Origin of the sequence: Pseudomonas sp. D4002, from assembly GCF_013385665.1 — a bacterium.
Lineage (GTDB): Bacteria > Pseudomonadota > Gammaproteobacteria > Pseudomonadales > Pseudomonadaceae > Aquipseudomonas.
In genome coordinates this window covers 189,110-200,573 of the sequence record NZ_JACAPN010000017.1, presented here as the reverse complement: position 1 = coordinate 200,573, position 11,464 = coordinate 189,110, and the positions used below count along the sequence as shown (strand labels likewise).

General features: G+C 60.0%; 8 protein-coding genes. 6 read left to right on the top strand and 2 right to left on the bottom strand.

Going from position 1 to position 11,464, the window contains the following annotated elements:
- Positions 1-540: 540 nt before the first annotated feature.
- From HX824_RS11095 to HX824_RS11085, 3 genes are all read left to right on the top strand, one after another.
- Entirely contained in the window at positions 541-1,509 is a 969-nt protein-coding gene (locus HX824_RS11095) for a hypothetical protein (protein WP_256346976.1), read from the top strand.
- Between the two features lie 221 nt (positions 1,510-1,730).
- Entirely contained in the window at positions 1,731-3,695 is a 1,965-nt protein-coding gene (locus HX824_RS11090) for a hypothetical protein (RefSeq protein WP_177054539.1), read from the top strand.
- Positions 3,696-3,862: 167 nt separating this feature from the next.
- Positions 3,863-4,111 (top strand): hypothetical protein, encoded by a 249-nt coding sequence (locus HX824_RS11085; protein ID WP_177054538.1) that lies wholly within the window; start codon positions 3,863-3,865, stop codon positions 4,109-4,111.
- Here HX824_RS11085 and HX824_RS11080 read toward each other — a convergent pair.
- Positions 4,065-7,370 carry a bifunctional diguanylate cyclase/phosphodiesterase gene (locus HX824_RS11080; protein WP_003212653.1) on the bottom strand — a complete coding sequence of 1,102 codons (3,306 nt, stop codon included), beginning with the start codon at positions 7,368-7,370 and terminating at the stop codon, positions 4,065-4,067. The two genes, HX824_RS11085 and HX824_RS11080, sit on opposite strands and share 47 nt — an antisense overlap.
- A 64-nt stretch (positions 7,371-7,434) precedes the next feature.
- Positions 7,435-8,325: a LysR family transcriptional regulator gene (locus HX824_RS11075; protein ID WP_003212656.1), complete on the bottom strand. Its 891-nt coding sequence runs from the start codon at positions 8,323-8,325 to the stop codon at positions 7,435-7,437.
- Between the two features lie 145 nt (positions 8,326-8,470).
- Here HX824_RS11075 and leuC point away from each other — a divergent pair, with 145 nt between their 5' ends.
- From leuC to HX824_RS11060, 3 genes are all read left to right on the top strand, one after another.
- Positions 8,471-9,889, top strand: coding sequence for a 3-isopropylmalate dehydratase large subunit (leuC, locus tag HX824_RS11070; protein WP_003212658.1), 1,419 nt, complete (start codon positions 8,471-8,473; stop codon positions 9,887-9,889).
- Positions 9,890-9,899: 10 nt separating this feature from the next.
- Positions 9,900-10,544: a 3-isopropylmalate dehydratase small subunit gene (gene leuD / locus HX824_RS11065; protein WP_003212660.1), complete on the top strand. Its 645-nt coding sequence runs from the start codon at positions 9,900-9,902 to the stop codon at positions 10,542-10,544.
- 146 nt (positions 10,545-10,690) lie between these two features.
- Complete coding sequence (locus HX824_RS11060; protein WP_003212662.1) at positions 10,691-11,455, top strand: class I SAM-dependent methyltransferase; 765 nt, start codon at positions 10,691-10,693, stop codon at positions 11,453-11,455.
- Positions 11,456-11,464 lie beyond the last annotated feature (9 nt).

The following is an 11,464-nucleotide window of genomic DNA, read 5'->3' as shown; positions in this document are numbered from 1 at the left end:
AGCCCGATGCACCGGTCCCGCCTAAGCCTGATGCACCGGTTCCGCCGAAGCCCGATGCACCGGTCCCGCCGAAGCCGGACGTGCCGGTTCCGCCTAAGCCCGATGCACCGGTTCCGCCGAAGGCCGACGTGCCGGTTCCGCCGAAGCCCGATGCACCGGTTCCGCCGAAGCCCGATGCGCCGGTTCCGCCGAAGCCCGATGCACCGGTCCCGCCGAAGCCCGATGCACCGGTTCCGCCGAAGCCAGACGTGCCAGTCCCACCGAAGCCCGATGCACCGGTCCCGCCGAAGCCAGACGCTCCGGTCCCACCGAAGCCGGATGCGCCTAAACCAGATGCTCCGAAGCCGGATAAGCCGGAGCCGGACATCACTTCGCCAGGGCCGTCTGAGGATTTCTTTGAGTTCGAAACCAGCGGCAGGCGTCGAGCGTTCGACAACGACTGGCGGTTTAATCCCGGCCGCCGGATAAGCAGGTAAGTCGGCCACTTCCTCAGTTTTTTTCAACAAGGCGCTCCCGATCAAAAACGTCGGGGGGCCCTTGATGAAGGATGGTTATATGTCTTGTTCAGAAATCAATAATGCGGGCGCGGTCAGAAACTATTATCAACATTCGCAAACCGGCAACACACCAGGACGATCGGTTCCCGTGCAGCCGGTATTCGTTAATAACCAGGTCCTCTCATCGTTCGGTAATAACGATCAAAGTACCGTTGGGAACACAGCCAGCGACACCCCGCTGTTAGCAAAGCTCCTCGAACTGTTCACCCAGTTTTTTACACAGTTGCAAGGCCTGCTGGCGGGCAAGGAACTGGCGAATACAGTGGCGACCAAGGTAACGCCTGCGCCCCCGCCGGCAGTGCTGCCCAAGCCGGATGCACCCCTGCCGGATCCAGCACAGCAGCCGCTCCCTGATCTGTCCGATAAGCGCAACGGCGCCAAGCCGGCAAATATATGGAACGGTTTTCGCCAGGGCCCTGACGGTAATTGCGTGACCATTTCGGCGATCAAGGCGGCGATGGCGAAGTTCGGTCAAAGCCCGACCGATATCTTCAAGTCTGTTCAAGCCAAGGGTGATGGCTATCACATTGTCATGCGTGACGGGTACGCGCTGGATTTGAGCAAGGATGAATTGGCCCAAGCCAGGCGTGGCTCGAAGTTTGTCCCGATGCGCGATCCCGGCATGCTCAAGGATGCGCACTTTCTATTTGCCGTCAGCGCCAAGCGAGCGATGCTGGAAAACAATGACGGGACTGCAGGCAGGAGCTTTCAATCTGCGATTAACAGCCTCAACGACGGTGAGGACGAAACGGGGCCCGGGGAAGGTTTCAAGCGTCTGGGCTTGCGCCAGCATATGAAAGAAGTTCCGGTCAGTGCGTTTGCTGATAAATCATTGATCGGTATGGTCAACAGGAGCAGGCACTCTGTAGCAGTGGTTGATGGGTGTGAGGAGATGTATGGGACTAAAGCGGGAAGACCGCGGTTTGGACGGGCTATTGCATTGGTTGGCTAACGGGCCGTCCATAAAACAATAAGAAGATGATCGTTGCTGCGCAACACGTTAAATCTATAACTAGATCTTGTTGAACTTATTATCTGACTGAGTGCAGTTCATCGCGTGCAGAAAATACTGTATGCCGTGTTCATGCACTTTCTTTTTATGCCTGAACGCAACGTGCAGGTGGCAGCGTTTACCACGGGCTATTGTGTGTTCGCCCTTTAAAGGAGTGCTCCATGATTACGATGAATACGGGTTATGCAATGAGTACGGCGGTCCATCATCCTGCGCGTGTATACGGGGGTGAAAATAAATCCGTCGACAGTGTAAGTACTTTGAATTCTACCGAGCGACAGTTCGGTGAGCATTTTGATACGAGCAGCCATTCTGCTGTTATCCAGATGATGATATCGACCTTCGGTCCTGCGCGCGCTGATCTATTTGATGAAGTAAAGCGCGTTGGCTCGGGGTATGACGTTACGCTGAAAGACGGTTATAAGTTGCATGTTTCCGATCATGAAGTGCATGGCACTGCCTCAGCGTCGAGATTTGTCGGTGGTGATGCCAGTACAGTGGAGAACGCGAATTTCGCATTGGCTGTCTTCGTCAAGCGCAAACAATTGTCCAGTTCCGACAGCCGTATCAGCAGCAGCTTTAACGCGGCCTTGACCACGTCCTTACAGGGTGAGACTGCATCGAACCTGCTCAAGGGCATGGGCATGGGCCGGTTTATGCAGCAGATCCCTTCGAAGCAACTCGTCGGCAAGAACTCCGTCGGCGTCATGGAGGCGCATAACTTCGGTGCCGCGTTGATTCGGGATGGGGTGGCGCATCGGTTTGACCGTCAATATCGCCCCGACCGTCCCTACGTCTACGTGCTGGACAAGGAGGGGCAAACGGCTAAGCCGGTCAAGCGAGATGTGCCGGTTGCTCCGGTCGATGTTCCCCACGTCGATACGCCGTCCACCCGGCGTGGCCGCAAGCCCGTTGACATTCTCAGCGGATTTAACGCGGCCGAGCGAGGATTCGGTGAGGTTGTTGATGGCAGCAGCCATGCCTGCGTCATAAAAATGATGATGATGAGGTTTGGTCCAGACGCCACGGATATGTTCGAGAAAGTCACCCCGGCGGGAGACGGTTATGACATCACGATGAAGGACGGTTTCGAACTGCATTTTTCCCGGCAAGAGTTGCAGCAAGCGACCACGGCCTCGCGTTTCGCTGGGAACAACCCCGACGCGGTGAAGCAGGCCAACTTCATGCTGGCGGCGTACACGAAGCGCAAGCAGATGACCCGCGGTGACCAGGACCCTGGGGCATCGTTTGAAAAGGTTTTATCGAACACGCTCAAAGGCGATACGGAATACCGCGTGTTGAAGGGCTTGGGCATGACTGGCTTCTTGCGCATCGTGCCACCCGCCAAGATGCAGGAGCAGGGCGCGGTGGGGGTGGTCAGTACTTTTGGCTATTCGAGTGCCTTGGTACTGGATGGCCTGCAGCACAGCAATGGTGACAAGCCATCTATCGTCAAATCTTATGGCTACATGCTCGCCGAGGAGGTACCGGACGGAGTGCCCGTTGGTTCAAGCTCGCGGCCCCCGCCTATTTCCAATGTACCGGTCGGGGTCAAGCCTGGGGATATCTGGAGTGGATTCTATCAAGGTGTCGAGGGGAACTGTGTCACGGTATCGGCGATCAAGGCGGCGATGATGAAGTATGGGCAAAGTCCCCGGGGCATCTATAAAAACATCACCGAGACCCGCGACGGTTACACCGTGACGATGCGCGATTCCAGCAAGGTCAGCTTGACCCATGCAGAACTGAAAACAGCCCGGGAACACTCGAATTTCAAAGGCACCGACGCCGGCCTGCTCAAGGATGCGAATTTCCTGTACGCCGTCAGCGCCAAGCGGGCGCAAATGGAGAACCACGAGTTTCGTGCCGGCGAGAGCTTTGAAGCGGCGATGAGCACGCTCAATGATGGCGAGACCCCCGGTGATGCACTGCGGCGCCTGGGTTTGTTCGCCTTTACCCGAAGCAGCAGCGTCCAGGCGCTGGCAGATGGTGCAACCGGCACGTTGGCGAACTTCATGCATTCTGTTGTCGTCGTTGATGGGGCTTTTGATGATTACGGGTATAAACACCCACTGAAATCATCAAGCTGGATGGATGAAGAGGGCACCGCGCTAACGCTGGTTTAGGTTTAAAGGTGCAGAGTTTGAGAAACACAGGCCACGAGATCTCGTGGTCTTTTTTCTGCGCGCAGAAAAGACAAGTCCGATGGTAGCCGGCTGCATATGCCTTGCAATCTGTGTCCGCATAGGTAGTTGGCCTCGGCTACTCTCATCGACTCTGGAACCTCCTGCTCATGGATGAAATTCAACAGCATTGGCTGTATGCCCTGTCTGCTCCCATGGTGTCCATCAACCCTGGCGCCGGTTATCTCGAGGCGCCGCCCAGCAGCGCCGGGGAGTGCTTTGCATCCTGCATGGTCGGTGTGCCCGAAAATGGAAAGCACTTGAACCTACAGGCTCAAAAAGCAGCTGCCCATCAGGAAAATCCGGTGCAACTTATTCCGATGAAGTGGCCTGGGGCATTCGCTTCAGTACCTGCCTGAACCCTTCCACCGGCAAGGGCCGACTGTGCAGATACCCCTGATACAAATGACACCCAAGCCCCTGCAAAAACGCCAGTTGCTCAGGGGTTTCCACTCCTTCGGCAATGACGTCCAGGTTCAAGCTGCGCGCCATGGCCACAATGGCACGGATGATCTCCGCATCGTTGGGGTCATGGGTGGCGTCGCGCACAAACGATTGGTCGATCTTCAGCGCATCCACCGGCAGGCGCTTGAGGTAGGTCAGCGACGAATAGCCGGTGCCGAAATCATCCATCGCAAAACTCACGCCGAGCTTTTTCAGGCGGCGCATTTTGCTGATGGTGTCGTCCAGATTCTGGATCACGATGCCTTCGGTGATTTCCAGCTTCAGCAGGGTATAAGGCAGGTGGTGGGTGCGCAGGCTGCGTTCTACCCGTTCGACAAAATCATTCTGGCGAAACTGCCGCGGGCTGATGTTGACGCACAGGCTGAAGTTCAGCGGATCTACCAGCCCCTCGGCAATCAACTGCGCGAAGGTGCTGCAGGCTTCGTCGAGGATCCAGGTGCCCACTTCAAGGATCAGGCCGCTGTCTTCCAGGACCTTGATGAATTCCGTCGGAGACTGTGCGCCCAACTGCGGATGTTGCCAGCGCACCAGGGCCTCGGCGCCGACGATGGTGTTGCCGCGCGCATCCACCTGGGGTTGGTAATGCACGCTGAACTCACCGCGGGACAGGGCCAGGCGCAGGTCGGTTTCCATGCGCAGCCGCTCGCTGGCGGTTTTCTGCATGCTGTTGTGGAACATCTGGATGGTATTGCGCCCTGAATCCTTGGCCCGGTACAGGGCGATGTCGGCGCGCTTGAGCAAATCTGCCGGGGTTGAGCCGTGATCGGGGATCAGCGCCACGCCGATGCTCGGGGTGACTTGCAGGCGGTGGCCATCCAGGAACATCGGTTCGGATAACAGTTCGCGCAGGGTATCGGCCAGCTCCTGGACTTGAGTGCTGACTTGCGGGCGCGTGCCTTCCAGGCCGCTGAGCAGCACCACAAACTCATCGCCGCCCAGGCGTGCCACGGTGTCTTCCATGCGCACACTGGCTTCAAGGCGTGCAGTGACGATCTTCAGCACCGTGTCGCCGACCGGGTGGCCGAGGGAATCGTTGATGTGCTTGAAGTGGTCCAGGTCGAGAAACAGCAGGGCGCCCCGCAGGTTGTGGCGCTTGAGCAGGGCGATCTGCTGGCTCAGGCGGTCCATCAGCAGGGCGCGGTTGGGCAGGTTGGTCAGCGGGTCGTGATAGGCCAGGTGGCGAATCTGCGCCTGGGCGTTTTTCAGCAGGCTGACGTCCCGGGCGGTCAGCAACAGGCAGGGGGTTTCATTGAGGGTGATGGGCTCCACCGACACTTCAACCGCCAGCACTTCACCGCGCTTGTTGTGCCAGAGCATTTCCAGGTGATGAATGCGGCCCTTGATCTGCAACTCGGCCAATAACGCCGCGCGCTGGTTTTCATCGGCCCAGATGCCGATCTGGTACAGCGTCAGGCCGATCGCTTCTTCGGCGCGGTAGCCGGTGAGGCGGCAGAAACCGTCATTGACCTCCACGTAGCGCCCGGTATCGCGCTCGGTGATCGACACCGCATCGGGGCTGGAATGAAAGGCCTTGGCGAACTTCTCTTCGCTGGCCTTGAGCGCCGCTTCCGAGCGTTGTTGTTGGGTGATGTCCCGCAGGGTGGTGACGATGCAGGGTTGGTCGCTGACCTGGATCAGGCGGCTGGATATCACACAGTTCAGGGTCTGGCCGTTCTTGTGATGAACGGTGATTGCCACGTTGCTCAGGGATTGTTCGCGGATCACCTGCTCGATGCGCTGCAGGCGTTGGCTGGACTCCTCCCACAAGCCGATCTGCTCGGCGTTGTTGTTGAGCACCTCGGCGGCGGTCCAGCCGAAGGTCTGGGTGAAGGCCGGGTTGATCTCGATAAACTGGCCGGTCTCCAGGCGCGTCACGCAGATCGGGTCGGGGCTGGCGAGGAACAGGCTGGCGAATTTTTCTTCGGATGCGATCAGGCGCTGCTCACGTTCAACCTGGTCGGTGATGTCGAGCAGGGTCCCGGCCATTCGCAACGGTACGCCCGTGTCATCGCGATACAGGCGGGCGCGGCTTTCCAGGTAGCGCGAACTGCCGTCTTCCAGTTGCACGCGGTAGGTCAGTTGGTAGTTGCCCGCCGGGCCTTCGCGCAGGGTGCGGTAGGCGTTGCGCATGCTCTCGCGCTCTTCCTGGGGCATGCCTTCAAAGAAGGCCTCGAAGGATTCGTGGAACGGTTGGGGTTCCAGCCCGTGCAGTTGGGCGGCGCGGGCCGAGCCATAGAGCATGCCGCTGGGGATGTGCCAGTCCCAGGTGCCCAGTTGCGCCGAGTCCAGGGCCAGGTCCAGGCGTTCCTGGCTGTCCTTGAGGGCCTGCTCGGCATTCTTGCGCTCGGTGGTGTCGAGGAAGGTGCTGATCAGGTAGTCCTCGCCGTCCAGCTCGACTTTCTGGGCGCTGAGGGTGCCATCGTGGACCTGCCCGTTGCTGGCGCGAAACTGCACTTCCATGGTGATGGGGGCGCCTTTGCGCTGGGTGGCCTTGACCAGATGCGCGCGTTGTTCCGGGTGTACCCAGAGGCCCAGCTCCAATGTGCTGCGGCCAATGGCATCGGCCAACGGCCAGCCGAACAGGCTTTCGAAATACTGGTTGGCTTCGCTGATCAGGCCGTCCGCCTGGCGGGTCAGCAGGACCATCAGCGGGCACAAATGGAACAGGGTGGCGAAGCGCTTTTCCGAATGGCTGAGGGCGTGTTCGCGCTCGCGCTGGTGGGTGATTTCGCGGATCACCCCGATCATTCGCCGACGCCCGGCCTTGTCCGGTAGCAGGCTGCCGTTGATTTCCAGCCAGTGCAGGCTGCCATCGGGCCATTGGATACGGTGGTGCATGGCCTGGACAGCGGGTTCGCCGGCCAGCACCGCATGAAAGGCCCGGACCACCTTGGCGCGGTCCTCGGGGGCCAGCAGGTCCAGGTACTCCAGGTCTTCAGGCAGCGGCTGGCGCGGGTCGAAGCCGAACAGGGCCTGAGTGCCTCGGGACCAGCTGATCCGGCCGGTATCGATTTCCCAGCTCCAGGCGCCCAGCCGGGCAGCGTTGAGCGCCGCCAGCAGTTGCGGCGCGCTGTCCCAGCTTTGCTCCGCCTCCTGTGGGTCCAGGGCGTAGATGCGGGGCAGGGGTGGCACGGTATCGACGGGGTTGCGCATTATCAAAGGGCCTTGGCTCGATGGGCGTTCGGCGCGGGTTCCACGGTCTACGGGCCACGGCGATTCAAGCCTGATTCCCTGGCAGATCGACCTGTGCATCCAATAGGCTCATGAAAGCCCGCGCAGCGTTCGACAGCGTCCTTTCGGTGTGCACGATATAGCCTAGCTGGCGACTGAGCTGTATGCCCGGCAAAGCGATGCGTGCCACCTGGTCATCGAGCATGGTGCGCGGCAACACGCTCCAGGCAAGGCCAATGGAGACCATCATCTTGATGGTTTCCAGGTAGTTGGTGCTCATGGCGATGTTTGGCGTCAGGCCCTGGGCCTCGAACAGCCGCTGCACGATATGGTGGGTAAAGGTGTTGCCGCCGGGAAACACCGCCGGGTGCCGGGCGATGTCCGCCAGGCTGACGCTGCCGTTGCTGATCAGGCTGTGTTCCGGCGCCACCACGAAATCCAGTGGGTCGTCCCACACCGGGGTGGCCCGCACCAGCGTGTGGGGTTCCGGCGCCAGGGTGATCACGGCCACTTCGGCGCGGCCATGGAGGATTTCTTCGTAGGCCACTTCCGAATCGAGAAACTGAATGTCCAGCGCGACATTCGGGTATTCCCGGGTGAACGTGCGCAGGACCGGTGGCAAGCGGTGCAGGCCGATGTGATGGCTGGTGGCCAGCGTCAGGCGCCCGCTGACTTCGCCGGTGAGGTTGGTCAGGGCGCGGCGGGTGTCGTCCAGTACATTGAGAATCTGATACGCCCGGGGCAGCAGCGCCCGTCCGGCTTCGGTGAGGCCGACTTCACGCCCCAGCCGGTCGAACAGGCGCACCTTTAATTGTTGCTCCAGGCCGGCGATGCGCTTGCTGATGGCCGGTTGGGTCAGGTGCAGGCGTTCACCGGCACCGGAGAAGCTGCCGGTCTCGGCGATGGCGATAAAGGCATTGAGGTTGGCCAGGTCCATTGTGCTATTCCAGTTGGTAATCCAAAGCATAAAAAATATGAATTTGAGTTATTTAATGTAGCGCCATACCATCAGCCTCACAAGCCAAAGGGTTATTGAATCGTTCAAGGCCCGGGGCATAGAAACACCTGATGAGGACCGCGTGATGGCCGGCAAAACGCTTTACGACAAGCTTTGGGATTCCCATGAAGTGAAACGGCGCGATGATGGGTCGTCGCTGATCTACATCGACCGTCACATCATCCATGAAGTGACCTCGCCCCAAGCGTTCGAAGGCCTGCGACTGGCCGGGCGCAAGCCTTGGCGCGTCGACTCGATCATCGCCACCCCGGACCACAACGTGCCGACCACACCGGAGCGTAAAGGCGGGATCGACGCCATCGTCGACACCGTGTCGCGCCTCCAGGTGCAGACCCTCGATGATTACTGCGACGAATACGGCATCACCGAATTCAAGATGAATGACGTGCGCCAGGGCATCGTTCACGTGATCGGCCCGGAGCAGGGCGCCACCTTGCCTGGCATGACCGTGGTCTGCGGTGACTCCCACACCTCTACCCACGGTGCGTTTGGCGCGTTGGCGCATGGCATCGGCACTTCCGAGGTGGAACATGTATTCGCCACCCAGTGCCTCGTCGCCAAGAAAATGAAGAACATGTTGGTGTCGGTGGAAGGTGAGTTGCCTTTCGGCGTCACCGCCAAAGACATCGTCCTCGCGGTGATCGGCAAGATCGGCACCGCCGGCGGTAACGGCCACGCCATCGAATTCGCCGGCAGCGCGATTCGCGACCTGTCCATCGAAGGCCGCATGACCATCTGCAACATGTCCATCGAAGCCGGTGCCCGTGTGGGCATGGTAGCGGCGGACGAAAAGACCATTGCCTACGTCAAGGGTCGCCCATTCGCACCGAGCGGTGCCGATTGGGACGCCGCAGTCGAAGCCTGGAAAGACCTGGTGTCCGACGCCGATGCCGTATTCGACACCGTGGTCACCCTCGACGCCGCCCAGATCAAGCCGCAAGTCAGCTGGGGCACCTCGCCGGAAATGGTGTTGGCCGTTGACCAGAACGTGCCGGACCCGGCCAAGGAAACCGACCTGGTCAAGCGTGGTTCCATCGAGCGCGCCTTGAAGTACATGGGCTTGAAAGCCAATCAGGCGATTACCGACATCCAGCTGGATCGCGTATTCATCGGCTCCTGCACCAACTCGCGGATCGAGGATTTGCGCGCTGCGGCGGTGATCGCCAAGGGCCGCAAAGTCGCCTCCACCATCAAGCAGGCGATCGTGGTGCCAGGTTCGGGCCTGGTCAAGGCCCAGGCTGAAGCCGAAGGCCTCGACAAGATCTTCCTCGAAGCCGGTTTTGAATGGCGCGAGCCGGGTTGCTCGATGTGCCTGGCGATGAACCCGGACCGTTTGGAGTCGGGCGAGCATTGCGCGTCCACCTCCAACCGTAACTTCGAAGGGCGTCAGGGCGCCGGTGGCCGTACCCACCTCGTCAGCCCGGCCATGGCTGCTGCGGCTGCCGTCAACGGTCGTTTCATCGACGTTCGCGAATTGATCTGAGGAATACCCGATGAAAGCTTTTACTCAACACACCGGTTTAGTCGCGCCGTTGGACCGTGCCAACGTGGACACCGACCAGATCATTCCCAAGCAGTTCTTGAAATCGATCAAGCGCACCGGTTTTGGCCCGAACCTGTTCGACGAGTGGCGCTACCTGGACGTGGGCTACGCCTACCAGGACAACTCCAAGCGCCCGCTGAACAAGGACTTTGTACTCAACGCCGAGCGTTACCAGGGTGCCAGCGTGTTGCTCGCCCGGGAAAACTTCGGTTGCGGCTCCAGCCGTGAGCACGCGCCGTGGGCCCTGGAAGAATATGGCTTTCGCAGCATCATCGCGCCGAGCTACGCCGACATCTTCTTCAACAACAGCTTCAAGAACGGCTTGCTGCCGATCATCTTGAGCGATGCCGAAGTGGATGAGTTGTTCCAGCAGGTGGAAGCCGATGTGGGCTACCAGTTGACCATCGACCTGGCGGCGCAGACCGTGACCCGTCCGGACGGCAAGGTGTATCACTTTGAAGTGGACGCCTTCCGCAAGCACTGCCTGATCAATGGCCTGGACGACATCGGCCTGACCTTGCAGGACGGCGATGCGATTGCCGCGTTTGAAACCAAACACCGGGCCAGCCAGCCTTGGTTGTTTCGCGACGCTTGATTCCATGTAGACCGGACTGGCCCCTTCGCGAGCAAGCCCGCTCCCACATTTGATTGCATTTCAACTGAAGGAACTCGGTCGAATGTGGGAGCGGGCTTGCTCGCGAAAGGGCCAGCAACAGCAACACAAAAACCAGGGACATCATCATGACCAGCACCGCCCACACCCAAGTCGTGCAAAAACAATTCGGCGAACAGGCCTCGGCCTACCTGAGCAGCGCAGTACATGCTCAAGGCACCGAATTCGCGCTGCTCCAGGCCGAACTGGCCGGGCAGGGCGCTGCACGACTGCTGGACCTGGGTTGCGGCGCCGGTCATGTGAGTTTCAACGTGGCACCGTTGGTCAAGGAAGTGGTGGCGTACGACCTGTCCCAGCAGATGCTTGACGTGGTCGCCGCCGCTGCCGTGGACCGTGGCCTGGACAACATCCGCACCGTGCACGGCGCCGCCGAGCGCCTGCCGTTTGCCGATGGCGAATTCGACTTCGTGTTCAGCCGCTACTCGGCGCACCATTGGAGCGACCTGGGCCTGGCCCTGCGTGAAGTGCGCCGGGTGCTCAAGCCGGGCGGCGTGGCCGCTTTCGTGGACGTCTTGTCACCGGGCAGCCCGCTGTTGGACACTTACCTGCAAACCGTCGAAGTGCTGCGCGACACCAGTCATGTGCGTGACTATTCCGCCGGCGAGTGGATGCGCCAGCTCAGCGAAGCGGGTTTGCATGTGCGCAACAGCAGCCGCCAGCGCCTGCGCCTGGAATACACCTCGTGGGTCGAGCGCATGCGCACCCCAGAGGTATTGCGTGCCGCGATCCTGGAGCTGCAAAAGGCGATGGGCCAGGAAGTGCGCGATTATTTCGAGATTCAAGCCGACGGCACCTTCAGCACCGACGTGCTGGTGGTGTGGGCCGAACGCTGATTAATTTTT

Bases quoted from the DNA above. Each gene is read 5' to 3' on its own strand.
- HX824_RS11060 (WP_003212662.1), top strand. From the start codon at position 10,691: ATGACCAGCACCGCCCACACCCAAGTCGTGCAAAAACAATTCGGCGAA.
- HX824_RS11095 (WP_256346976.1), top strand. From the start codon at position 541: ATGAAGGATGGTTATATGTCTTGTTCAGAAATCAATAATGCGGGCGCG.
- leuC (WP_003212658.1), top strand. From the start codon at position 8,471: ATGGCCGGCAAAACGCTTTACGACAAGCTTTGGGATTCCCATGAAGTG.
- HX824_RS11085 (WP_177054538.1), top strand. From the start codon at position 3,863: ATGGATGAAATTCAACAGCATTGGCTGTATGCCCTGTCTGCTCCCATG.
- HX824_RS11075 (WP_003212656.1), bottom strand. From the start codon at position 8,325: ATGGACCTGGCCAACCTCAATGCCTTTATCGCCATCGCCGAGACCGGC.
- HX824_RS11080 (WP_003212653.1), bottom strand. From the start codon at position 7,370: ATGCGCAACCCCGTCGATACCGTGCCACCCCTGCCCCGCATCTACGCC.
- HX824_RS11090 (WP_177054539.1), top strand. From the start codon at position 1,731: ATGATTACGATGAATACGGGTTATGCAATGAGTACGGCGGTCCATCAT.
- leuD (WP_003212660.1), top strand. From the start codon at position 9,900: ATGAAAGCTTTTACTCAACACACCGGTTTAGTCGCGCCGTTGGACCGT.